The following is a 24,411-nucleotide window of genomic DNA, read 5'->3' as shown; positions in this document are numbered from 1 at the left end:
TGACAGACATTTATTATTGTTTTACGAGAATTTTATATCGTCAATCAAGAGGCATCACGATGAACAATCAAAATTCTCCCACCATGATCCGGCTATGCAAGCGGATGAAGCTCCTGACGCGGGCTCTTCAGGCCATGCTTGCAGCCGGCCTGATCTACGTGGCCTGGACGGCGCTTTTCCGGACTGACGGGCTTGCAGCATGGCTGGCGGACGCTCTTGACCTGAACGTCGCCGTGACCATCACCCCAGCGATCGGGCTTGCCTTCGTCGCCATCGCGGCGATCCTGGCGGGGCTGGTGCTAACGGGATTGCAAACCGTCTGGCAGCTTTTCGACCGGCTTCAGCGCGAGCGCCCATTTTCCTATGAGGCGGCCGCCCTTTTGCGCCGCGCGGGTCTGATCGCGCTTACCGGCGCGATTGCGGGCATGGTTCTGCGCCCGGTCGTCACGCTGCTCGCAACGCTTGCCAACCCGCCTGGCGCGCGGGCGATATCCATCGGTGTCGGCAGCGACCAGCTGATGCTGTTCCTGCTTGCCGGATTCCTGTTCGTGATGGGCCATGTGATGGTTCTCGCCACCGCGATCAACGAAGACTACGAGCGTTTCGTCTGACCCATGCCGATCATTGTCAACCTCGATGTCATGCTCGCCCGCCGCAAGATGCGGGCGAAGGTCCTCTCCGAACATGTCGGCATCACCGAGCAGAATATTTCGCTGCTGCGCTCGGGCAAGGTGAAGGGCGTGCGCTTTGAAACGCTCGAAAGGATCTGCGCCGCGCTCGACTGCCAGCCCGGCGATATCCTCGAATACCAGCCGGAAGAGAGCGGCTGAGGACGAGCCCTAAAAATTGCTGGCTGAAAGCGCCGAGATTTCCTGCGCGGCCTTCATCAGCATCGGCAGATGGACCGATTTCAGCTTTTCCGGCGGCAGGTTGCGGGCATTGCCGCCGACGCTGAGCGTATAGATATCACCTGTCATCGGCGCGCGCAGGACAACGCCGATGGCGTTATGTCCCTCCTTCCATTCGCCGAAGGAATCCGAATAGCCATTGCCCGCCATGCGCGACAATGCCTCTTCAAGCGCGGGCCGTTTCTTGGCGTCCCATTCATCGCCGTGAATATCGGCCAGCAGCGCAAACGCCTCGGCGCGTTCCTCCTCGCCCATGGCGAACAGATAGGCCCTTCCGGGCGCGCTTTCGGCGAGCGGAATGCGCGAGCCGACATTGAGGTTGAGCGCCACCGCCGTCGGCCGACGCACCAGTTCCACGAACATCATGTCCGGCCCGTCACGCACCGACAGCGCCACCGCGCAATCACCCACTGCCGCGATCTGGTCCATGTGGGAGCGCACCAGTTCGCCGAAGCCGAACCGGCCGATCGCCGCATAACCGAGGGTGAGCACCTGGTTGGAGACGGCATATTTGCCGTATTCGGGCATATAGCGCAGATAGCCGAGCTTGGTCAGCGTGCCGAGCAGCCGCGAGACCGTGGTCTTGTGCAGGCCGGTGCGTTCGGCCAGCGCCTGGGTGCCCAGCACCTTGTCGTCCGCCCTGAAGGCGCGCAGAATCGAAAGACCGCGCGCCAGCGAACTGACGAACGGCCGCTCCTCGTTCAGGGCTGCGGCCCCGATATCCTGCCGCGGGCGACCGCGCCGCCTGACAGGTTGATCATTTGTTTGATTGTCCTCGCTCATGACCCCTGTTTAGCCCATCCAGCGCCCGTTTGTCATTGGATTTGACGGGCGCGGGAAGGACAAAATTCCTATTTTAGCGCGGACGGGTCCGGCAGGTCGTCGTAATCCGAGCAATCGCGGTGGCTTGCCGCCGGATCGACCTTGACGTCGACCACGACCGGACCGCCGCGGCCATGGGCCTCGCGCAGCGCATCGCCGATCTGGTCGGCCTCGGTCACCGTGATCCCGGAGCCGCCAAGCCCCTCGGCCACCTTGGCGAAGTCATGATCGCCGAAGTCGACGCCGATCGCCTTGTTGCCGAGATTATCGCGCACCATGCCGAGGCCGGCATTGTTGGCGACCACATAGACAACGTCGAGATTGTGCTCGGCCGCCGTGGCAATCGCATCCATGGTCATGACGAAGCCGCCATCGCCGATCACGCCGGTGACGCGCTTTTCCGGGCAGGTCACCTTGGCGCCGGTTGCCGCCGGCGTCGACCATCCCATGCCGCCAATGCCGCCGGGGGCGACAAGCTGATGCGGCGTTCTGAGCGGCAGCGACGATGTCGCCCAGATCCGGTTGGTGCCGGCATCGAGCGTCAGCAGGTCGTTTGGCGTCAGGAAGCCGTCGAGCCCGCGCATGATATCGGCATAATGGACCGTGCCAGGGCGGGTCTTGTAATGCGGCAGGTCGCCATAGCGGTTTTCGGCCTTGATCCTGCCGATGAAATCGCTGCGCCTCGCCGCCTGCGCGGCGTCGACGCCGATGGCATCGAGCAGGTAGCGGATCACGTCGGCGGCATCCGCCGTCACCGCCATGTCGACCGGCACGACCCAGCCGGCATTCAGCGGATCTAGATCGACCTGGATGATCGTCTGCTCGCCCGGCCGCATCATTTTCTCGTCGCGGAAGCGGGTATATTCCGGGCCGAGGCTGCAACCGAGCACGAGGATGACATCGGCAGCCTGAACCATGCGGTTGGCCGATTTCGCCGCCCAGTTGCCCATCATGCCGACGGCGACCGGCGTGGTTTCATCGATGACGCCCTTGCCGTGATAGCTGGAGGCGACCGCGATCCCCTCGCGGTTGGCGAACCGCGACAGCATCTCGCCCGAACGGCTCATATAGACGCCATTGCCGGCGATGATGACGGGGCGTTCCGCCGCCTTCAGGGTCTCGGCAATCTTGTGCAGCGCATCGCCATCGGGCTTCATCGGCGTCGAACGCAGATATCCCTCGGTCGGATAGAGTTTGGCGCGCGGATGATCGGGCACCTCCTCCTTGATGATGTTGGTGCGCATCACCACCGCCGCCGGCCCCTGGCGCGGGGTCATGGCGTGCTTGACCGCAAGCTGGGTGCCGTAGATCGCTTCCGCCGGCGTGGTGGCGTAGGTGGCGTATTTGGTCATGGTCTTCATCACCGCGAACGCATCGCCCGCGCCGTAATCGCCGGTCATCGTCTGGTAGACGCCGTATTGGGCGAAGCCGTCATAGCAGGACGTGTCGGTGAGCACGACCATCGGGGTCGAGGAGAAATAGGCCTCCAGAATGCCGAAGGCGCCGGTGGAGCTCGCAAACGGCCCCTGCGCCATCAACAGGCCCGGGCGGCCGGTCAGCTTGCCGGCGACCTGCGCCATAACCGAGGCCGACTGTTCCGAGCGCGCCAGCACCAGCTCGAACTCGTCCTTGCGATCGAAAAATGCCGGCAGCGACCATGTGATGCCCAAACCTGGCAGCGTGAAGCCGCGCGTGATGCCGGCCTCGATAAACGTCCTGATGACGCCCTCATTGGTTTTCATCGATTTCCTCCATTTTGAAAGGAGGATAATCAATCGCATTAATTCTGCCAAGCGCAATTTTGTAGTGATATGTGGATTTAAGTGCGAGAAATCTAGCCGCCGCTTAGCACGTACGGTCTCCTTATCCTCGGCGTCATTGGGCTTCGCCGCCCATCACCGGTTTATTTTGTAGGTAAAGCTGGAGCGTTCGGCGGCTTCCACGGATCATCACGGTGGAAGCCGCCGTTCAGGCTATCTTCCAGAAAACTTTAGATTTTCGCTCAGGCCGCGGCGACCTTCGCCAGTGTTTCCAGGGCTTCCACGCAGGCAGCCGCCGCCTCGCGGCCCTTATTGTGCTCGTCGTCGCCCGAGCGGTCGAAGGCCTGGAAGGCGGTATAGGTGGTGAGGATGCCAAAGGTGACGGGGATTTCGGTTTCAAGCGAGACCTGCATCAGCCCGTGGGCGGCGGCTTCCGAGATATATTCGAAGTGGGCCGTCTCGCCCTTGATCACCGCGCCGATGCAGACAACGCCGGCGAATTTGCCCGTTTGGGCAAGCTTCTTGGCGACCAGCGGAATTTCGAAGGCGCCCGGCACGTCGAAGATATCGGCGTCGGCGACCGGCGCACCGCGCTCAGAGAGTTCGGCCTTTGCGCCGTTCAGAAGGCCGGTGGTGACCTTTTCGTTAAAGCGGGAAATGACGATGGCGATGCGATGGGACACGCTGTTTCCTTTCAGTGTCAAGATGCGCCGGAACAGGCAGCCAGGGTTCAGATCGGCAGAGTGTGACCGAACTTTTCGCGCTTGGCGGCAAGATAATTTTCGTTGTGAGGATTGGTGGCGATGATCAGCGGCAGGCGCTTTTCGACCGTCAATCCGCAGCGCGTGAGCGCCTCGGGCTTTTCCGGATTATTGGACAGAAGCTGGAGCCTTGAAACGCCGAGACTCTTGAGGATGTGGGCGGCGGTATAATATTGCCTTGCATCCGCAGGCAGGCCGAGCGCCAGATTGGCAGCATGGGTGTCGAGCCCCTGTTCCTGCAGGCCATAGGCGCGGATCTTGTTGGCAAGGCCGATGCCCCTGCCCTCCTGCCCGCGCAGATAAACCACGACCCCGCCCTTCTCGCCGATCAGCGCCATGCTCTCGGCAAGCTGATCGCCGCAATCGCAGCGCAGCGAACCGAAGACGTCGCCGGTCAGGCATTCCGAATGCACCCGCACCAGCGGGTTCGCCGAAAGCGGCCCCTTGACCAGCGCCAGATGCTCCACGCCGTCGATCTTGCTCGTAAAGGCGTGGACCTCGAACGTGCCCTGCGCGACCGGCAGGTTGGCCGCCGCGACCTCATCGACAAGGATTTCGGTGCGCATGCGGTATTCGGCAAGGTCGGCGATGGTCAGGAACGGCATGTCATGCTCTTTGGCAAACGCCATCAGGTCATCGCGGCGGGCCATTTCGCCATCATCGCGCATCACCTCGCAGATCACCGCCGCCGGGTTGAGGCCTGCAAGCCGCGCCAGATCGACCGCCCCTTCGGTGTGGCCGTCGCGGGCAAGGACGCCGCCTTCAACGGCGCGCAGGGGAAACATGTGGCCGGGCGAGACGACGTCGCCGGGCTTCGCCTCCGGATTGGCGGCTGCCGCCACCGTCAGGGCGCGCTCGGCCGCCGAAATGCCGGTGGTGATCCCCTCCGCCGCCTCGATCGACACGGTGAACGCGGTGGTATGGCGGGCCCGGTTGTCGGCCACCATTGGGGTCAGGCCGAGACGGTCGACCTGGGCGCCCGTCAGCGTCAGGCAGATCAGCCCGCGCGCATGCTTGGCCATGAAATTGACGGCGGCGGCATCGGCGAACTCGGCGGCGACCACGACATCGCCCTCGTTTTCGCGGGCCTCGTCATCGACCAGCAGCACCATGCCGCCGGCGCGCAAGGCGTCCAGCGCACGCTCCACCGGCTCCATCGAAAAATCGCGTTCCATCTTCATTGGTCTTCTCCAGGGCCCTTCACGGCATCAAATTCGGGATTGGCGTGGGTGATCGCGATATGGTCGGGATTCCCCTTGGTGATCAGCACATGTTCGTCGGCAAGGCCAGCCTCGAGCACGGCGGCGGTCAGCAACGGTCCAGCCTCGACCAGCACTTCCAGCACGCCCCGCGCGCCCAGCATGGCGAGCGCCTCGTCAAGGCCGGCGGGATTGAGCACGGCGAAGCCGCGCGCGCGGGCCGCTTCGAGATAGCCCGGCGGCACCTGCCCCCGGCGGTCCAGCAGCGCCAGAAACCGGCGCTTTCCCGGAAAGTCAGGCACATGGCGCACCGTGAATGCCGGATCGTCGGCCAGCACCGTGCCCGATCCGGTGAGGATCGCATCGGCGCGGCGGCGTAGCCGGTGGGCAAAGACCAGCGAGGATTTCGAGGTGAATGTCTTGCGACCGGCCGGCGGGACCATGCCGCCGGTCTCGTCCACCGCCTGCTTGACGGTGACCCAGGGCTTTCCCGTCCGGGCATGTTTGGCGAATGGCGCGATCAGCCGTCTGGCGGCAGTGCTCTGGCTACGGAGTTCCGGCTCATCGGTGATGAAGACGACATCGAGCCCCGCCGCCTTCAGCCGCGCGCCGCCGCCACCCTTGACCGACGGGTTGGGATCGGCCGCGCCGATCACTACGCGCCGCGCGGGGGTGGTAAGGATCGCGTCCGAACAGGGCGGGGTGCGGCCATGGTGATTGCAGGGTTCGAGCGTGACCACCACGGTGTGAATGCGACCGAAAACCCCAAGCGCGCGGGCGCTGGCAATCGCCGCCGCCTCGGCATGGGCCTCGCCGGCCTTCATGTGGTAGCCTTCGGCCAGCACCGCGCCATCTTCATCAAGCAACACGCAACCGACCGGCGGATTTGGGGAGGTGGCGCCGGCAAAGCGCGCGGCACCCTCAAGCGCCCGCCGCAAGGCGGCGTTCTCGGTGGATGAAATCGTTATGTCCGGGGCTGAGATCATGCCCTTCGCCTCGTTGTTGCAACAAGACGCACGCAGGGCAAAAGCGAGAATGACGGCGTAAAATACCCTCGTCAAAGGGTAGATTCCGCGCGTCGATACGCTTCGTTCTCTTCCATCCGGACTCTAACCGTCGGCTCCGGAGTTACACCGGATCTGCTGACCCTTCTTCGTTTTGGCGAAAAAGGCGCTCGCGGGCTGATGCTCGATTTGAGCAATTACCGCCGGTGGGGAATTTCACCCCGCCCTGAGAACGTCACCGGCCCAACCGGACCGGCGAGGTAAACTTAGGGGTGCAATCTGAAAATGACAAGCCCGATTCTGCCTTCACAGGCGTAGCGGGGCGAGACACAGTGTCAACGCGGCGTTTATGCGTCGAGTTCGAACACCGGCACGAAGCCGCCAAAGATCATGCGCTTGCCATCGAACGGCATTTTCATCTCGCCCATTTCGGGGTCATCGAACATTTTCTGCCAGGCCGCGTCGCGAACCGCCTTGTCCGGCCAAACCACCCAGGAAAACACGACGACTTCGTTCTCTTCACGTTTCACAGCCATGGGAAAAGAGGTCACCTTGCCCTCGGGCACGTCGTCGCCCCAGCATTCGACATAGTCGAGCGCGCCCCATTCCCGGAACTTTTTTGCCGCCTGTGCGCATAAATCCACATAGGCCTTCTTGTTTTCAGCGGGAACAGGGACCAAAAACCCGTCTACATACGCCATGAAATCCTCCGATATCTTGACTTTGTCCGTTGCGGAACATACGTTGATATCAACATAAAGGCACGGATATGCGCGAAAGTCTACCCCTGTCAGTCACCGTTGAAGTACGGGACCGGTGTATCTGCCTTCACCTCCAGCGCGCCGCGCGGGCCGTGGGCCGGTATTTTGACGAGGTACTGCGGCCGCTGGGGCTGACCAACGGTCAGTATTCGCTGCTGGTCTCGCTCAACCGGCCGGAGCCGCCGCGCGTGGCCGAGGTCGCCCATGTGCTGGCGATGGACCGCACCACGCTGACGGCCAGCATCAAGCCGCTGGAGCGCCGCGGTCTGATGACCTCGTTCCAGGACGAGAAGGACAGGCGCGTGCGCCGGTTGAAACTGACGGATGAAGGCCTCAACCTGCTTGAAAAAGCCGTGCCGATCTGGCGGCAGACCCATGACCGGATCGACAAGGTCGTGGGCGCTGATATCGACCGGCTTCGCGACAACCTTCTGGCGATGACCTTCGCCCTGCCCGATGCCGAGGACGAGATCAGCGATCCAGAGCCTTGAGGATGCCGCGCAGTTCCGCAAGCCCCTTCAGCCGGCCGATCGCTGGATAGCCGGGCTGGGCCCTGCGCTTCTGGTCATCGAGAATGTCGAGGCCGTGATCGGGCCGGAAGGGAATGTTCCAGTCGGCGCGGCCCGCCGCCTTGCGCCGCCGCTCCTCGGCGATCGCCGCCGCCATCAGCGCCACCATATCGGTATCGCCGCCGAGATGTTCGGATTCATAGAACGAGCCTGCAATGTTGGCGCTCTCGCGATGGACATTGCGCAGGTGCAGGAAATGCACCCGGTCGCCGAGCCGCTCCATCATCCCCGGCAGATCATTGTCGGGCCGCACGCCCAGCGAACCGGAGCAGAGCGTGATGCCGTTGGCGGGGCTATCGACAGCCTCCATCATCGTCCTGTAATCGGCTTCCGTCGACATCACCCGCGGCAGGCCCAGAAGGCCGAAGGGCGGATCATCGGGGTGGCAGCAAAGCCTGAGCCCAAGCTCTTCGGCAACCGGCGTCACCTCTTCCAGGAAATCAATGAAATGGGCCCTCAGACCCTCGGCCGGGATCGATGTATATTCGGCGAGATGCCGGCGCACATCCTCAAGCGTGAAACTCTCGGCAGCGCCGGGAAGACCGAAGACGATGTTCTTTGCAAGTTCAGCCTTGCGCGTTTCATCCATCTCTGCAAACCGACGTCCGGCCTCGGCGCGCACGTCCTCGGCGAAATCCTCATGCGCGCCGGGGCGCTCAAGGATATGGATATCGAAGGCGGCGAAATCGGCGTAGTCGAAACGCATGCAGGTCGCGCCGGTCTTCAGGCGGTAGGCGAGATCGGTGCGGGTCCAGTCCAGCACCGGCATGAAATTATAGCAGATGGTCTCGATTCCGGCCTCGGCGAGATTTGCCATGCTGATCTTGTAATTGTCGATATGGCGGCGCCAGTTGCCCTTCTGCTTCTTGATATCCTCCGAAACCGGCAGGCTTTCCACCACTTCCCATTTCAGCCCGGACGGCGCGCCGTCGCTCATCAGTGACAGCTCGGTCTGCCGCCGTTCGATTTCGGCCGGCGTCCACACCTCGCCTGTCGGCAGATGATGCAGCGCGGTGACAACGCCTTCAACGCCAGCCTGCAGCATATCGTCGATCGATACGCGATCCAAAGGTCCAAACCAGCGCCATGTCTGCCGCATACTCTCTCTCCCGAAACATTCTTCATCTCATTAGAGCATTTCCGATGAAAACCGAATCCCCGGAAATACCCTATCCATTTGTTTTTACGCGTGTCCGGTCAGCAAACGGTATCCACTTTTCCTGGGCGCGCTCTTGTGGTCAGTCCCGGGCGCGTAAGCACCCGGATGGTCACGTCGCAGACTTAGCATCGAAATGTCCTGTTGACTAGTATGGAAGTATGGTGCAACCTGAAACGATAGGGAGGAACGCAATGCTGCCAGAGACAGTGCAAACGACAATTGCTCCGGGCGCGCCGGTTGGCGCCCAGCTGCATGGCATTCTGCGTGACCTTATCCTTCACAACGATCTGCCGCCCGGCTCCAGGCTTTCCGAGTCGGAGCTGGCTGCCCGCTTTTCCGTCAGCCGCCAGCCGGTGCGCGAAGCTTTCATCAAGCTTTCGGAGGAAGGCCTGCTGGAGGTTCGCCCCCAGCGCGGCACATTCGTGCGCCGGATATCGCAGGCCGCGGTCATGGATGCGCGCTTCGTGCGCGAGGCGATCGAGGCCGATATCGTCAAGCTTCTGGCCGCAAGACCCGACGCGGGGCTGGTGGAGGAGTTACGGCTCCAGCTGCAGGAACAGCGCGAAGCGGCCCGCACCGACGCCACGCGCTTCATCAAGCTCGACGAACTGTTTCACAAGACGCTGGCCGACGCCGCCGGAAAGGCGCGCGCCTGGGCCCTGATCGAGGGGCTGAAGGTGCAGATGGACCGCGTGCGCTATCTCAGCCTGCTGCGCTTCCCGATGGTCAAGCTCACCGACCAGCATGAAGCCATTGTCAACGCGATCGGCGATGGCGACCAGCAAGCGGCGGAGGCCGCAGCGCGCGGGCACTTGCGCGAAATCCTGAGCGACCTGCCCGCGATATTCGAGGAAAAGCCTGAGTTTTTCGAGGAGCCGGGACGCTAGGCCCCGGACATTGCCACCGGGGCAATGCCCCGCCGTCTGAATGGGAGGACGATATGAACTACATCGCCAATATCAAAAGCATCGCGCTCGCCGGCCTTGCCGCAAGCCTGATGGCAGGCACAGCGCTTGCCGCCGACTACACGCTGAGCGTCAACACGGCGCTCGCCACCACGGACCCGCTCTACAAGGGCCTTGAGGCATTCCGCGACAATGTTGCCCAGGCCTCCGACGGCGCGCTCGAAGTGCGCCTGTTCCCGAATTCGCAGCTTGGTCCCGATGAGGACGTGCTGGAACAGGCGCGCGCCGGCGCGCCGGTTGCGGTCGTGGTCGATGGCGGACGCCTCGCCGTCTTCGTCAACGAATTCGGCGTGCTGGGCGCGCCCTATCTCGCCAATGGCTATGACGGCATCCGCAAGGTCGTCACCTCCGACATGTTCGATGAATGGGCGACGACGCTTCACGACGAGGCCGGCCTTGACGTTCTGAGCTTCAACTGGTGGCAGGGCGAACGCCATCTCCTGACCAAGAAGCCGATCAACGGGCCGGATGACCTTTCCGGCGTGCGTATGCGCACGCCCGGCGCGCCTGTGTGGACCGGCACGATCGAGGCCATGGGCGCAACGCCGACGCCGATGCCCTGGGGCGAGGTCTATTCCGCGATCTCCTCCAATGTCATCGACGGAGCCGAAGCGCAGCTACCCGCCGTCGTCGGCGCCAAGCTCGACGAGGTCATCACCAACATCACGCTGACCGGCCACATCAACCTGATCACCGGCCTGATCACCTCCGCCGCATGGGTCGATTCGCTGCCGGAAAACCTGCAGACGATCCTGCACGAGGAAGCGCTGAAGGCCGGCGACATTGCCTCCTACGGCACCCGCGACGCGCTGGCGAGCCTGGAACAGCAGTTGAAGGATGGCGGCGTCACGGTCGAGGCAATCGACGTCACCCCGTTCAAGGAGCGGACCGCCGTGGTCTATGACAATCTCGGTTATGGCGACCTGCGCGACAAGCTGCAGGCCATCGCCGCGCAGTAAGCCCGCGGGCCCTGCCGAAAGCCGGTCGCGCCCTGCTCCAGAGGCGCGGCCGGAAACAACATTCGGCTTCCGCCGCGGAAGCCCGGGAAAAACACGCCGGGGAGCTGTCGCTCCTCGCGCCATATCGGGAGGGGCCACCATGCCCGGTTTCCTCGCAAAGATCGAATATGTTGCAGGCGCGACCCTGCTTGCGGTCATCACCTTTCTTGTGTTCATCGCCGCGACCATGCGCTTCTTTGGCCATCCGCTGATCTGGTCCGTCGATCTCGCTCAGCTTCTGTTCATCTGGCTTTGCTTCATCGGCGCGACGCGGGCCATGCGCGAGCGCGGCCATCTCGGCGTCGATTTCCTGGTCCGCCCGTTCCCGCACCGTTACCGGCTGGCGCTGGAGACGGCGCTTGCAGCGCTGTTCCTCGCCTTTCTCATGCTGCTTGCCTATGAGGGCTACAAGCTCACCATGCTCAACAAGGAACGCCAGTTCGGCGACTCCGGCCTCTCCTATGCCTGGGTGACGATTGCCGTGCCTGCCGGCTGCGTGATGCTGTCGATCTCGATCCTCGGCAATCTCTGGCAGGCCTGGCGCAATGCGAAGGACAGGATGCTGATCTTCACCCGCACCACAGTCCCCGAACAGCCTGTGATCCACACCGGGCCGGCGGAGTAAGCCCATGGCCCTGATCGGTATCGTCTTCTTCGCCCTGATGCTGCTTGGCGCGCCCATCGCGTTCGCGATCGGCATTTCGGGCTTCACCTTCTTTCTGACCTCCGACATCATGCCGGTCTCGATCGGCGTGCAGAAAATCGCCACCGTTTCGCAAAGCTTTCCGCTGCTGGCCGTACCCTTTTTCGTGCTCGCCGGACATCTGATGAACGAAAGCGGCATCACCGACCGGCTATTCACCTTCTCCAAGGTCGCCGTCGGCTGGATGGCGGGCGGTCTCGCGCAGGTTTCGATCATCCTGTCGACGCTGATGGGCGGCGTATCCGGCTCGGCCGTCGCCGATGCCGCCATGGAAGCGCGCGTGCTCGGTCCGCAGATGATCTCCAACGGCTATTCGAAGGGCTATTCCTCCGCCGTGATCGCGATGTCCTCGCTGATCACCGCGACCATTCCGCCGTCGATCGGCCTGATCCTCTATGGCTATGTCGGCCAGGTCTCGATCGGTCGGCTGTTCATGGCGGGCATCGTGCCCGGCGTGCTGATGATGGTATTCCTGATGATCGCCGCCTGGCTCGTCGCCCGCAAGCGCAACTACGTCATGAGCGACATGCGGAAGCCGACCGCCGGCGAACTCGGCCGCGCCGCCTGGGGCGCCAAATGGGCGCTGCTGTTTCCCGTGCTTCTGATCGGCTCGATCCGCGGCGGTCTGTTCACGCCGTCGGAAGTCGGCGCGTTTGCGGTGGTCTACGCGATCCTCGTCGGCGTCTTCGCCCACCGGGTGATGACCTTCGAGACGATCAAGCGGGCCTTCGGCCACGCGCTGTCGGATATCGGCCTGATCATGCTGATCATCCTGATGTCGGGCATGATCGGCTTCGCGATCATCTTCCTTCAGGTGCCGCAGAGCGTGGCGGGCTTCATGCTGGAAAGCCTCGCGAATCCGGTTCTGATCGTCACCGTCATCCTGATCGGCCTGTTCATCGCCGGCCTGTTTTTCGAAAGCACGATCCTGGTGCTGCTGCTGACGCCGATCCTCGTTCCGGTTGTGGTCAAGGCCGGCGTCGACCCGGTGCATTTCGGCATCCTGATGATGACCATCGTCACCTTCGGCGGCATGACGCCGCCGGTCGGCGTCGCGATGTTCACGGTCTGCAGCCTGCTGGACACCAAGATCGAGGACTACGTGAAAGAATCCTGGCCGTTCATCGCCGCCATCATGGCGCTGGTGGCGCTGCTTCTGTTCGTACCTGGCATCGTGCTGTTTCTGCCGAACCTGATGTACGGGTAGCAGCGTCACACAGGCTTTCGCCCCAAGCCCATGCCCTTCGAGGAGCCGCGTTATCGTCCGCCGAAAGCGATGCGCGTGCTCGAGGCGGCTTACGGTCCGGGCTCAAATGACAACTTGCAGATAGTTGAACCCGACCCCTTGTTCGGTTTAGTGCAACACCACCGAAACACACCGAAAAAGCGAACAACGGCATGATGCCGCGGGGGATATTGTTGGATGGACAAATCGGGTGATCCCGGCCTGTTTGGCCGCTGGTTCCGCGGGCTTTCTCTCAGGGCCTGGCTGATCGTCGGATTCATGATGGCGCTGCTGCCGGTCGCGGCCCTTTCCGCCTTCTGGTACATCGACTATCGCGATCAGCTCCGAGAACCCTTCCGGCAGGTCCTGCACACCCAGCACAAGGTATCGCTGGCGCTGGAGCGGATCCAGGGCAACCTCTGGGACATCGCCACGGACGTCACTGATTTCGCGATGACCGGCGACGAAAGCTACCGCAATCACTTCGAAGCGGCCGAGCGCGATATCGCCGCCAATCTGCGCGATCTGGAAATGATAACCGATGACTACCCCTCGTTTGAACCAGTGCTTGAAGGCGTGAGCCAGCAATGGGCACTGTTACTGCAGGCCGCGTCGGACGTTGCCCCTTTGCCCGGCGGCGCCGATCAGCGACTGATGCGGTTTGAAAGCGTCATCGGCGAAACCGGCAAGCGCGTGGAAAGCATTGCCGAGAGCATGCGCCTGCTGAACGAGGAGAGCCACCGACAAGCGCTCGAAACAATGGAGCGGCTCGACCGCTTTGCCGCGATTGCGGGCGTTCTGGCGCTGGTGTTTTCCGGGATCGGCATATTCATCATCGACCAGGCGCTGATCCGCAGCACCGACAAACTGGTGGAAGGCGCGATGCTGGTCGCGGGCGGCACGCGCAACCGCGAAATCGAGGTGCAGGTCCCGCCGGAACTCGCCTCCGTGGCGCAGGCCTTCAACACCATGCTCAAGCAGATCAACCGGCAGGAAGATGCCCTGGCCGCAGCCGCGCGCGCCGATGGCCTGACCGGCCTTTACAACCGTCGCGAGTTCGACCGCGCGATCGACGAGGCGATCGCCGTATCGAAAGAGAGCGGCGAGCCGTTCTCCCTGCTGATGATCGACGTCGACCATTTCAAGCAGTTCAACGACACCTATGGACACCTAGCGGGGGATGACGCGCTCCGGCAGGTTGCGGATACGATTGAACTGACCGCGCGCGAAAATGACCTGGCCTACCGCTATGGCGGCGAGGAATTCGCGATGATCCTGCCGGGGCTTCGCACCTATGAGGCGACAGCGATCGCGGAGCGCCTGTGCAACACCATCGCCGGGCAAACGTTCATCCTCCCCGACGGACAGAAGCAGACGCTGACGGTCAGCATCGGCATATCCGTCTTCAGCCCGCGGGTTTCGCCGCCCAACATCATCGAGCTCGCCGACCGCGCGCTCTATGCCGCCAAGATGGAGGGCCGCAATCAGGTGAAGGTCACCGGCTGAACGGCCGGTCTCGGGCGCAGCTCAGCCCTGCGCTACCGCCTCGATTGTGTCCATCCCACCGACGACGGGTGCGAAATCGCTCCACACGCCCCGCGCCCCGGCGCGCCAGGCCTCCATCTCCTCCGGCTCAAGGAACGTGGCGCCATTCGCCTTGGCAAGCGCCACGGACTGCGTCTCGTCCTCAACGATCAGCCTGTTGAAATAAAGCGCGGCCTCGGCCGAGATCGCGCCGAGCACGGCCTGTGTTTCGGGATCGAGACTGTTCCAGAAGCCGGCGGAAAAATAGAGCACCCCGGCGGCGCGGATGTGCCCGGTTTCGGTCATGAACGGCACCACCTCATAGAGCTTGAACCCTGCATAGGCCGATTTCGTCAGGTCCATGGCATCCGCTACCCCGGTGGCGAGCGCGTTGTAGGTTTCGGTGATCGGGATGCCGACCGGCGTCGCGCCATAGGCGCTCCACAGGCGCGTGTGGAGTGGGGTGTTGATGACGCGGATGGTCTTGCCTTCCATCTGCCCGGGCCGCGTGATTGCCTCCTTGGCCAGCAGGTTGCGAGCTCCGTAATCGATGAAACCACCGACGATGAACTGCTCTTGCGCAAGCCGGGCCGAGAGGTCGTCGCCGATCGGACCATTCACGACATCACTGAGGTGAGCGGCATCGCGAAACAGGAACGGCAGGTCGAGCAGCTGCAAGTGCGGCGTCCAGGCCGAAAGCGCCGAAACGGTGGAAAGGCTCGCCTGCACCGATCCGAGGCGAATATTCTCCGCCACCTGCTTTTCGCCGCCGAGCGCGCCATTGGTCACGATCCGGAAACGGAACCGGCCCGGAAGCCGCTGTTCGACCTCGTCGGCGAAGAAGCGCCAGACCATGGTTTCCGGCTTATCCTCGCCGAGAAGCGAGGCGATGACGACATCGCGCGCGGCGGCGCTGGCGGTTCGCAGATAGGCGGGCGCAACAAGCATTGCGGCGGCGGCAGCGCCTGTTTTCAGAAGATGGCGACGGTTGAGCGTGGTCATGGCAGACAAACCTTTCATACGGGAACGGCAAAGAGGGTGAGAACGAACAGGGCTGTGAGAAGCGCCAGAAGAAAGGGACGCATCGCCCTGAACAGGCTTTCCGGCGAAAGGCCGGTGACGCCGCCGACCACGAAGGCCAGCATCCCGACCGGCGGGGTGAGCCCGCCGATCATCAGGTTGACGACGAGGACGACGCCAAAGCGGATCGGATCGATCCCGGCGGCAACGACAACCGGCAGAAGCACAGGACCCAGCAGCAGGATCGCCGCCCCGATATCCATCACCAGGCCCGCAATCAGCAGGATCCCATTGGCGAGCAGGAGAACGGCGACGGCGCTACCCCCGAACAGGCCGGCGAGGTGGCGCACCAGACCGGCGATATCGTCGATCGCGAGCAGGAAGGCGACGGGGGCCGCCGCGCCGATCAGGAGACCGATCGCCGCCGCCTCGACCGCCGACTGGCGGAAGGCGGCGACAATGCTGGAACCGGAGCGGCGGGACGTTGCCGCCAGGATCAGTGTGTAGAGGGCGGCAAGACCCGCCGCCTCCGTGGTCGTGACAATGCCCAGGCGAATGCCGAACACCACGATCAGGCCGAGGCCGAAGGCCGGCAGAGCCGCGATCCCGGCCTGCCTGCGCGTTTCAGCCGAAGCCGGCGGCGCGCCGCTCGCGGCCCCCATCGCAAGCCTTATGGCGACGGCGAGAAAAGCCGCCATCAACAGGCCGGCGAACAGCCCGCCGACAAGCAGCGCGCCGACGGAAAGATTGGTCGCCGTCGCCAGGATTAGAAAGGCGATCGACGGCGGGATAACGTTGTCGAGAACGGAGGAGGCCGCGACAAGCGCGCCGGCGCGGGCGGGCGGATAACCGTGCCGCACCAGTTCGGGATGGAAGGTCGAGGCGGCAAAGGCCGCATTGGCGACGGAGGAACCGGACGCGCCGGAAAACAGAACGCCGGTCAAAAGCGTCGTCTGCGCCAGCCCGCCGCGATAATGGCCGACGAGCGAGACCGCGAACTGAACGAGTTTTTCGGCCGCCCCGGACAGTTTCAGAAACGCGCCCGCGAGCAGAAAGAACGGGATCGCCAGCAGCAGGAATTTCGACATGCCGGCCACGGTATTGGCGATGATCGCCTGCTCCGTCTGCAGCGCGCCGAAGGCGATCGCGCCGTAGGACGATGCCAGAAACACATGGGCGAGCGGCGCACCGGCGATGAGGCCGAGCGCGGCTGCAAGCGCGAGCGACAGGCTGGCCGGCAGGGCGACATCGATCGCGAACCGACCGACGGCCCAGTAAAGAAACCCGCCGAGCGCGAAGCCGAAGATCAGCCGTGCGCCGCTCGACCGCTCCAAGCGGCGCAGGCAGAGCAGCGCGAGCAGTCCCAGCCCGCCCGCTGCGGGAAAGGCGAAGCGGACCCATTCCGGAACCCCGAGCGTCGGCGACATTCCGCCAAGCAAGGCGATCGCCTCACGGCCACCAAGGCACAGGATCAGCCCCGCGACGACGCTGAAGCCGTCGGCCACGACAGCGAGCACGCCGGACGCCCGATCGGGCAGCAGCCGTGCAAGACCATCGAGCCGCATCGACAGCGGGCCCGAAAGGGTGAGCGGCAGGCCGGCCGAGATCAGCGCGATATTCAGCCACACGCCCAGATCCTCCATGCCGACGACCCCGGTGTGAAAGACGTAGCGCAGCACGACGCCCGCCACGACAAGGGCGAGCATCGCCATCAGAATGACGGCGGCGAGCAGACCGAGCGCCGTTTCCAGCGCGTCCGCAAACCGTCCAGCCGCGCGATGAATCGCCGTCATACGCATGGACGATGTCGTTCGCGGGCGACGCCTGTCTCAAAACAGCCGTTCGGAGGGCTGAACCATTGGCGGCCCGCGCATGGTATTGGAAGGCAAGGCTTCATGATGCGATCCCCAGCATGTTGCAATCACGGAGACCGGCGGAGAAGAGAAAGGTTATGGCAGAGCGGCCAGATTTTCCGTTCCTACGCCGGTATGACCCGGATCAGGTTCAAGGGTCCGGCTCACCGCCGTCTCAGCATCGCAGGATGCACCCCTCGGAATAGTCAGGTTTTGTCCGGCTTTTAGGGCGCTGTCAATGGCATGCCGGAAACGTGGCGTCTGGCGGCAACGCAAGACAACTTGCCAACGGGTTTTACCGAAGCCTTTGCAGCAGAGCCATGGACGGTTCGCCCGTGACATTCAGCCCGTTCTGCCGCTGATAGGCCGTGATCGCGGCGCGGGTCTGGTCGCCGAACACGCCGTCGATGGTGCCGGCATCGTAGCCCGCCGCAGAAAGCCGCGATTGCAATTCCTTGCGCTGGTCGGCGCTGAAGCCGTAATTGTCATCGGGAAAACTGCCCCTGAGCGGGCCGGCGCCCGCGATCCGGTCGGCGAGATACCCCACGCCCAGCGCATAATTGGTGGAGTTGTTGTAGCGCTTGATGACGTTGAAATTGTGCCCGACGACGAAGACCGGACCGCCCGCCTGCGGCTGTATCCTGGTGCCATCGACGGCAGCGCCCGGCGAGCCCTCCTCGCCGCCCCAGGGCTGACCTTTCCGCCAGCCCGAGCGAGCAAGATAGTTCGCGGTGCTCGCAAGCGCATCGGTCGGGTCGGCGTCCCAGATATCGCGCCGGCCGTCGCCGTTGAAATCGACGGCATAGCCGAGATAGGAGGTCGGGATGAACTGGGTATGGCCCATGGCGCCGGCCCAGCTTCCGGTCATCCGCTCGGGCGTGATATCGCCGTTCTGCAGGATCCGCATCGCCCCGACCAACTGGCTTTCGAAGAAAGCACCGCGCCGCCCCTCGACGGCCAGCGTCGAAAGCGACGACACAACCGGAATGCTGCCGCGCCGTTCGCCGTACATGCTTTCCAGGCCCCAGATGGCGACAATCACATTGGCGTCGACGCCATAGGTCGCCTCGATCCGCTCCAGAACATCGCGGTAGCGGGCATAATTGGCGCGCCCCTTGGCGATCCGCTCATCGGAGCCGGCAATGGCCAGATAGTCTTCCAGCGTGCGCTTGAATTCCGTCTGGTTGCGGTCCTGCTCAATGACCCCCGGCGTGTATCCGGCATTGGCGAAGGCCGCCGTCAGCGTGTCGTTGGAAATCCCGCGCGCCGCCGCGCGCTGCTTGAACCCGGCCACCCACGCGTTCCACTCAGAATTGGCCACCGGCCGCATCGCCGGATCGGCGACGGAAGAAAAACTGCCAACCGAACTGTTCGTGCACGCTGAAAGCGTCGCGGCAATCACCCCGAAAGAAAACACGCGTCGCGTCAGATACATAGCGATAACCCCGCTCCATTCGTGCGCAAACCTAGCGCATCGGCCTCCTGACCGAAAGAGCACGCGCTTGCGTCTATTTTATGGAGATGCGAAAGCACAGCGGCGAAAAAGTAAGACCCGGTTTTTCGATAACCCGATGCGTCAAAACAGGGAACTACCTTGCCGATATCGAGAACGCGAAAAGGCGACACCGACTCTTTCCCGTAAAGCCCAGGTCCATCGTGACTTTCTTTTTTGAAGGCCCCTACTCGACAAGGCCTGTCGTGCAACTGTAATCAATTCGTCTCAATAATAAAAGCGATCCGTCAACTGCCAGAAGAGTGAACATTTTCCCATGAAAATCGCAATGATCGGCACCGGCTATGTGGGACTCGTTTCCGGTGTCTGCTTTTCCGACTTCGGCCATGAGGTGGTTTGCGTCGACAAGGACCCAGCCAAGCTAGACATGCTCAGAGCCGGTCAGGTGCCGATCTATGAGCCGGGTCTCCAGGAGCTTATGGCGAGAAACATGGAGTCCGGCCGGCTGCATTTCAGCAGTGATCTGCCCGCCGCGGTGTCGGAAGCCGATGCGGTCTTCATCGCGGTGGGCACGCCGGCGCGCCGGGGCGACGGACATGCCGACCTGACCTATGTGTTCGCCGCGGCCGAGGAGATCGCCCAAGCCATCGACGACTATACGGTCGTGGTGACAAAATCGACGGTACCGGTCGGAACCAACCGGCAGGTGCAGGAAATCATTGCAAGGGCCAATCCCCAGGCTGATTTCGATGTCGCCTCCAACCCGGAATTCCTGCGTGAGGGTGCGGCGATCGACGATTTCATGCGCCCGGACCGGGTGGTTGTGGGGGTTCAACATGAACGCGCGGCCGAGGTGATGGGCGAGATCTATCGTCCCCTCTTTCTGCGCGACTTTCCAATCGTTACGACCGACCTGGAGTCGGCCGAAATGATCAAATACGCGGCCAACGCATTTCTCGCTACCAAGATCACCTTCATCAACGAGATCGCGACGCTCTGCGAACGCGTAGGGGCCGATGTCAAACTCGTATCCAAGGGCATCGGCCTCGACAATCGGATCGGCAACAAGTTCCTGCATGCAGGCCCGGGCTTCGGCGGCTCGTGCTTTCCCAAGGACACCAAGGCGCTTGCCCGGATCGGTCAGGAGCACGGCGTCTCGATGCAGATCACCGAGACGGTCATCAAGCTCAATGACGACATCAAACGCAGAATGGTCGAGAAGGTCACGGACCTGTGTGGCGGCTCGGTAAACGGCAAGACGATCGCTGTTCTCGGCGTGACCTTCAAACCCAACACCGACGACATGCGCGACTCGCCATCGCTGACAATCGTGCCGGCGTTGGTGGGCGGGGGTGCGCATGTGAGAGTGGTGGATCCTCACGGCCGTCGTGAGGGCGAGGCCCTGCTGCCGGGCGTCCAATGGCTGGAAAACGCCTATGAAGCAGCAAAGGACGCCGATGCTGCCGTGATCCTCACCGAATGGAACGAATTCCGTGCGCTCGACCTGTCCCGGCTGGCGGGCGTAATGGCGACGGCGAGGCTCGCCGATCTGAGGAATATATATAACAGAGGCGACGCCGAGGCGGCGGGGTTTATCGCCTATGTGGGTGTAGGGCGTCAGTAGTCATCTACGGTCCGCCGAGACACCCGCGGATCGGAGCCAGGATGGCCCGATCCGGATGGAAGCGCATTGCGGTTCCTGCTCCGTGTTTCACGGTGTTGTCGCAGGCGCCGATCCATCGGTTGCGCGCGAAATACCCTAATCGCTCGCGGTGTCGTAATATTTATCGCCATAGTGGGCGGCATAGCCATAGCCATAGCCATAATTATAGCCATACCGCTTGAACCCGTTCGGATCGATCTGATTGAGAACCAGTCCCTCGATCTTGCCTTCCTCGAACGAGCGGATCGCTTCTTCGACCTGACGCTGATGGGTCGAATCCCATTTGACGATGAAGAGGATGGCATCGACAAACTGGCTCAGCACGCGGGCATCGGGCACGATCAGCACCGGCGGCGCGTCGATGATGACGAAATCATATTTGGACCGGGCTTCGCGAAGAAGCTCATCCATCTTCCGCGAGGAGAGAACGTCGGCCGCATTTTTCGTCGAGCGCTCTCCAAACAGAATGTCGATATCGAGTTCTTCATGATGGAAAACGGTTTCCTCAAGCGACGTTTTCCCCGAGAGCACGGAAATAAGGCCGGCAGCGCCTTGCGAATTGTCAAAATACTGATTGAAGGTCAGTCGACGCAGGTCGCCCTCGATCAGAAGAACTCTCTTGCCCATGCTGGCGAAATTGAGCGCGAGACCAATGCTGCTCGACGTCTTGCCTTCGCCAGGTATTGAAGACGTAAGCAGGATCACCTGCGGAGGGTTATCGAGATGGGCAAGCAGGACCGACGTTCTGAGATTGCGCACAGCCTCGGCAAACGGCGATGTCGGGTGACTTTGCAGATAGTGGAAGAAATCATTCCGGTGTTTTGCCGGAACGAGAGGCAGCATGCCGACCACGGGCAAGCCGGCCAGTTCCTCCAGTTCCTGCGACGTGCGGAAAGTCTTGTTCCGCATTTCGAGAAGCATGCTGAGCGCACAACCGAAAATAAGGCCCACAAACCCGGAAAGCAGAACGATCCGCTTCTTCGACGGTGCGCTCGCGGACCCGGGAACGACTGCATAGGACAGGATGACGCTGTCCGCCTGCTGCACGCCCTGCTGGGCGGAAGTCTCCTTGAGGCGCGCCAGGAAATACTCGTAGAGCGTTCGATTGGCCTCCGCTTCCCTCGTCAACTGCTCAAGTTCAAGGTAGGCGGAGCTCTCCTTCTGAATTTTTTGCTCAAGCGTCGCTTCTGCGGATTCCAATGAGGCGAGCTGACTTTTACTCTCGGCTGCATCCCTGCGGCGCTCGGCGAGCAGTGTTTCCACCCTCGCATTGAAGCGCGATGCAGCGCTTCTGCTGCGAGACGCGGTCGCCGACAGATCGATGAGCGTTGCATCGCCGAGGAGAACGGCCTTGTCCTCATAGCTCGTCGCCTGCTCGAATGCGGCAAAGAAATCGTCAGAGGCCGCGACCCTCTGACGGGTCTCGCCGATACGATCGCGGATCGACTTCAACTGCCGCTCCAGTCCGCTTAGCACTTCAGGGGTTGTCAGCGGCGTATCGGTCTTGAACTGCTTGACCGCATTTTCGGAATTCTGTAGCGCGACCTTGAGTTCAGCCACGCGGTCGCTGAGCCAGTCGATCGCATCGACCGTGGCGCCGCGCTTGACGTCGATCTGACGCTGGACATACTGTTCGGCAATCGTATCTGCTATCAGCGCTGCCTTTTCAGGATCCTCGGACTGCACGGTTATTCTGAAGGTCGTGGTGCCTGGGACCACGTTCGCCGTGAAATGCGCAAGAAGAGCGCTTACCACCCGTTCGCGCGTCCGTCCCGGATCAACCCGACCGGTGGTAGGTTTGGAACTCGTTGGCAACAGGCCTTTGATGCTGGAGATCAGTTGCGAAAACGCCGTCGGTTCCCTGAGAGCTCCATTGAACTCAGGATCCGAGGTCAGATCCAGCATATCAACGACTTTTCCGATCAGTATGCGCGACCTGATCACCTCGATTTCGGATTTCAGCGCGACATCATCTGTTCCAAGCTGCGCCAGAACGCTCGGCAGATCGATGACTGTCTCCGCCTGGTTGCGCACCATCGTGACCGAGGATGCCTCGTAGATCGGCGTCGTCATCTTGAAGGCGTAATACCCGCCCGCCAGAACGAAGGCGATGCATATCAGCGCAATCAGGAGTTTACGCCGCCAGAAAATGAAGAATATTTTCTGAAGATCGATTTCGTCGTTTTCAGCATCGTTTTTGTTAATTGACATGTTGCTCAAAAACTCAGGCCGTTTCTGTAAATCGTGTTGGTCCTGCCGTCGGTCGATCTCACGTTTTTCTGGACGAAAAACTTCCAGGATGAGCCGACCGGGCGATAGACTATGCGACCGAACCAGTCAAGTTGCCGAGAGGGAAGGCCCGATCGTGCGGACTTTTTTGCGCGTGTCGGCCAATTGCGCATGGCGTCGAATGGCGCCAAAAGGCTTGCCCTGCACAATCCAGGCATGCACCCGAAATAAAGTGCATTCGTGACATGCTGAGGGAACGAGAACGCCCACATTATGAGCAACGTCTCAAACACGAGAGACTGCAAAGAGATCGTGATGCGGGCTGCGCAAGTTTGACCAAAATCATTTCCCGTCAAAATCAGATTTCATTGTCATTGAAAACTCCCAGAAGAGCAAGCAGGACCCGTAACACATGAGCGTCAGTTGAAATCATGCGAGCCGGTGCACCTGAACTGAAAGCAGCCCGACGTTGAGTAAGGCTGCTCCGCCCCAGGGTTATCCGTCTTTTCGGTGCGAAAGCCTCTTCGGATGGAGCGTCCAATTGAAATGCACCTTGTGCCCGGCCTGAAGGCGAAGGCAGGCGGCAAACCGGGCGCCGAATTGATAAGTCGCCACGAATAAAGCGGCAAAGAAAGCAAGAGCGAGCGCGGCCGCTGCCGGATTGTGCCAGAATATCACGCCGGCAATGGCCGGCGCCGTGAACATCGGGGCCAGGATAACCGTCGTCATTGGATTGCTGATATGTCGCGCGTTGCGGCCGAGGACGCCAATCTCGAGCGCGCGCATGACCAGCTGATGAAAATGCAGCCTGTCCGGCTGATCAGCTGGCCGACCGGCGATCCGGCGACGGAATATGGCAAGCAACGTATCGGCGATCGGCCAGAAGAATATCAGCAACAGCGCCCACGGCGTGAGGTTCGGGATGAAGTTCAGTATCAGGAAGGCGAGCCAGGCGAGAATATGGCCGATGCCATAAGCGCCCGCATCACCTAGGAAAATCTTTCCCAACGGAAAGTTGAAAACAAGAAATCCGAGCAGCGCTCCGATAGCCACGGCGCACCAGGCACTGACTTCAAACAAACCGTTCTGCGCAGCAATAGCCGCCAGAGCAGCAGCAACGACAACGGCGATCAGGCTGGAAAGTCCGTTCACGCCATCAACCAGGTTGAAGGCGTTGCAAATGCCGGCTCCGCCAAAAATGGTCACGGCGATCGCGAACGGCGAGAACGCTATGATTGTGCCGATCAGCGGAATGTCGGCGCGCGGAATCCAAAGCTTGAACAGAACGACGGCGAGCAACGAAGAGACCGCAGCGGCGATCAGACGGCGACGCGGAGACACGTGAAACCCGAGATCCTCTGCAAGGCCGGCAAGGAAGACCGGCATCAGCGAGGGCAGCAGCAGCCACAGATGATGACCGGTCGTATCAGGTATAAACATGCCGAGCGAGACAAGCGCGACCAGGATAGCCACGCCGCCAATTCTCGGCGTCGGCACTCGATGCGCACTCTGAACAGCTTTGGTGTCCTTGCGACGATCAGAAAATCTGAGATGAAACTTTCGCGTCGATACAATCAGCGCGCATATCGCAGCGGAAACAAAAAATGCGCACACCAGCGCCTGGAAAAAATACCCACTCATGAAAGGTGGCACCCCTGCGTGAAATCACGGCTGACCAGGCCGCCCAGCTAAATTCATCGATCAAAATTGAATAAAATTACAAATAAACGTTTGACCTGCCTCAAACATCACAACTAAAAAATGTAACCTACAAAAGATAAAATTTTAATCATCCTGCTATGGGCTGCAAATTAGCAGATATTGAAACCTCGTCA

21 protein-coding genes and 2 riboswitches are annotated in these 24,411 nt (G+C 61.9%); of the genes, 9 read left to right on the top strand and 12 right to left on the bottom strand.

The window, feature by feature from the left end; all coding sequences use genetic code 11:
* Positions 1-59 precede the first annotated feature (59 nt).
* Complete coding sequence (locus tag V6765_RS04780) at positions 60-611, top strand: DUF2975 domain-containing protein (protein ID WP_448426921.1); 552 nt, start codon at positions 60-62, stop codon at positions 609-611.
* Between the two features lie 3 nt (positions 612-614).
* Positions 615-830, top strand: a complete 216-nt coding sequence (locus V6765_RS04775) for a helix-turn-helix domain-containing protein (protein ID WP_448426919.1) — start codon at positions 615-617, stop codon at positions 828-830.
* Positions 831-839: 9 nt separating this feature from the next.
* Here V6765_RS04775 and V6765_RS04770 read toward each other — a convergent pair whose 3' ends face one another.
* The 6 genes from V6765_RS04770 to V6765_RS04745 all read right to left on the bottom strand — a co-directional run bounded on the left by V6765_RS04770 (position 840) and on the right by V6765_RS04745 (position 7,155).
* The gene (locus tag V6765_RS04770) at positions 840-1,691 is read right to left on the bottom strand and encodes an IclR family transcriptional regulator (RefSeq protein ID WP_448426917.1); all 852 of its coding nucleotides are present in this window, start codon (positions 1,689-1,691) and stop codon (positions 840-842) included.
* Between the two features lie 68 nt (positions 1,692-1,759).
* Positions 1,760-3,472, bottom strand: coding sequence for a thiamine pyrophosphate-binding protein (locus V6765_RS04765; RefSeq protein WP_448426915.1), 1,713 nt, complete (start codon positions 3,470-3,472; stop codon positions 1,760-1,762).
* Positions 3,473-3,732: 260 nt separating this feature from the next.
* Positions 3,733-4,173 carry a 6,7-dimethyl-8-ribityllumazine synthase gene (gene ribH / locus V6765_RS04760; RefSeq protein ID WP_448426913.1) on the bottom strand — a complete coding sequence of 147 codons (441 nt, stop codon included), beginning with the start codon at positions 4,171-4,173 and terminating at the stop codon, positions 3,733-3,735.
* A 47-nt stretch (positions 4,174-4,220) separates the two neighbouring features.
* Positions 4,221-5,432, bottom strand: a complete 1,212-nt coding sequence (ribB, locus tag V6765_RS04755; RefSeq protein ID WP_448426911.1) for a 3,4-dihydroxy-2-butanone-4-phosphate synthase — start codon at positions 5,430-5,432, stop codon at positions 4,221-4,223.
* On the bottom strand, positions 5,429-6,436 hold the full coding sequence (ribD, locus tag V6765_RS04750) for a bifunctional diaminohydroxyphosphoribosylaminopyrimidine deaminase/5-amino-6-(5-phosphoribosylamino)uracil reductase RibD (protein WP_448426909.1): 1,008 nt from the start codon (positions 6,434-6,436) through the stop codon (positions 5,429-5,431). Before ribD ends, ribB begins: the two co-directional genes overlap by 4 nt.
* Positions 6,437-6,536: 100 nt before the next feature.
* Positions 6,537-6,692, bottom strand: a riboswitch (FMN riboswitch).
* Positions 6,693-6,801: 109 nt separating this feature from the next.
* Positions 6,802-7,155: a DUF1428 domain-containing protein gene (locus tag V6765_RS04745; protein ID WP_448426907.1), complete on the bottom strand. Its 354-nt coding sequence runs from the start codon at positions 7,153-7,155 to the stop codon at positions 6,802-6,804.
* A gap of 68 nt (positions 7,156-7,223) precedes the next feature.
* On the opposite strand from V6765_RS04745, the gene V6765_RS04740 reads away from it, so the two are divergent.
* Positions 7,224-7,706, top strand: a complete 483-nt coding sequence (locus tag V6765_RS04740; RefSeq protein WP_448426906.1) for a MarR family winged helix-turn-helix transcriptional regulator — start codon at positions 7,224-7,226, stop codon at positions 7,704-7,706.
* Here the strand turns inward: V6765_RS04740 and uxuA are convergent.
* Complete coding sequence (gene uxuA / locus V6765_RS04735) at positions 7,687-8,883, bottom strand: mannonate dehydratase (RefSeq protein ID WP_448426905.1); 1,197 nt, start codon at positions 8,881-8,883, stop codon at positions 7,687-7,689. The genes V6765_RS04740 and uxuA overlap by 20 nt on opposite strands.
* Positions 8,884-9,134: 251 nt before the next feature.
* On the opposite strand from uxuA, the gene V6765_RS04730 reads away from it, so the two are divergent.
* The 5 genes from V6765_RS04730 to V6765_RS04710 all read left to right on the top strand — a co-directional run bounded on the left by V6765_RS04730 (position 9,135) and on the right by V6765_RS04710 (position 14,340).
* Positions 9,135-9,830, top strand: a complete 696-nt coding sequence (locus V6765_RS04730) for a GntR family transcriptional regulator (RefSeq protein ID WP_230720249.1) — start codon at positions 9,135-9,137, stop codon at positions 9,828-9,830.
* A 53-nt stretch (positions 9,831-9,883) separates the two neighbouring features.
* Positions 9,884-10,867, top strand: coding sequence for a C4-dicarboxylate TRAP transporter substrate-binding protein (locus V6765_RS04725; protein ID WP_448426903.1), 984 nt, complete (start codon positions 9,884-9,886; stop codon positions 10,865-10,867).
* Positions 10,868-11,006: 139 nt separating this feature from the next.
* The gene (locus V6765_RS04720; protein WP_448426901.1) at positions 11,007-11,531 is read left to right on the top strand and encodes a TRAP transporter small permease; all 525 of its coding nucleotides are present in this window, start codon (positions 11,007-11,009) and stop codon (positions 11,529-11,531) included.
* A gap of 4 nt (positions 11,532-11,535) precedes the next feature.
* On the top strand, positions 11,536-12,816 hold the full coding sequence (locus V6765_RS04715) for a TRAP transporter large permease (protein ID WP_448426899.1): 1,281 nt from the start codon (positions 11,536-11,538) through the stop codon (positions 12,814-12,816).
* Between the two features lie 216 nt (positions 12,817-13,032).
* A complete protein-coding gene (locus V6765_RS04710) occupies positions 13,033-14,340 on the top strand; it encodes a diguanylate cyclase (protein WP_448426897.1) in 1,308 nt (435 codons plus the stop codon).
* A 21-nt stretch (positions 14,341-14,361) separates the two neighbouring features.
* Here V6765_RS04710 and V6765_RS04705 read toward each other — a convergent pair whose 3' ends face one another.
* From V6765_RS04705 to V6765_RS04695, 3 genes are all read right to left on the bottom strand, one after another.
* Entirely contained in the window at positions 14,362-15,360 is a 999-nt protein-coding gene (locus V6765_RS04705) for a TRAP transporter substrate-binding protein (RefSeq protein ID WP_448426895.1), read from the bottom strand.
* A 14-nt stretch (positions 15,361-15,374) separates the two neighbouring features.
* On the bottom strand, positions 15,375-17,171 hold the full coding sequence (locus V6765_RS04700) for a TRAP transporter large permease (RefSeq protein ID WP_448427580.1): 1,797 nt from the start codon (positions 17,169-17,171) through the stop codon (positions 15,375-15,377).
* 165 nt (positions 17,172-17,336) lie between these two features.
* A riboswitch (TPP riboswitch) is annotated at positions 17,337-17,439 on the bottom strand.
* 87 nt (positions 17,440-17,526) lie between these two features.
* Positions 17,527-18,666: a lytic murein transglycosylase gene (locus tag V6765_RS04695; RefSeq protein WP_448426893.1), complete on the bottom strand. Its 1,140-nt coding sequence runs from the start codon at positions 18,664-18,666 to the stop codon at positions 17,527-17,529.
* A 334-nt stretch (positions 18,667-19,000) separates the two neighbouring features.
* Between V6765_RS04695 and V6765_RS04690 the strand changes: the two genes are divergently transcribed.
* Entirely contained in the window at positions 19,001-20,308 is a 1,308-nt protein-coding gene (locus tag V6765_RS04690; RefSeq protein WP_448426891.1) for a UDP-glucose dehydrogenase family protein, read from the top strand.
* A gap of 135 nt (positions 20,309-20,443) precedes the next feature.
* On the opposite strand, the gene V6765_RS04685 is transcribed toward V6765_RS04690, so the two are convergent.
* Both V6765_RS04685 and V6765_RS04680 read right to left on the bottom strand, forming a co-directional pair.
* The gene (locus V6765_RS04685) at positions 20,444-22,558 is read right to left on the bottom strand and encodes a GumC family protein (protein WP_448426889.1); all 2,115 of its coding nucleotides are present in this window, start codon (positions 22,556-22,558) and stop codon (positions 20,444-20,446) included.
* A gap of 513 nt (positions 22,559-23,071) precedes the next feature.
* The gene (locus V6765_RS04680; protein ID WP_448426887.1) at positions 23,072-24,217 is read right to left on the bottom strand and encodes a glycosyltransferase family 4 protein; all 1,146 of its coding nucleotides are present in this window, start codon (positions 24,215-24,217) and stop codon (positions 23,072-23,074) included.
* Positions 24,218-24,411: the final 194 nt, after the last annotated feature.

Source organism: Martelella sp. FOR1707, from assembly GCF_053484265.1.
The sequence above is the reverse complement of the archived record's forward strand: the minus strand, read 5'-3'. Positions and strand labels throughout refer to the sequence as shown.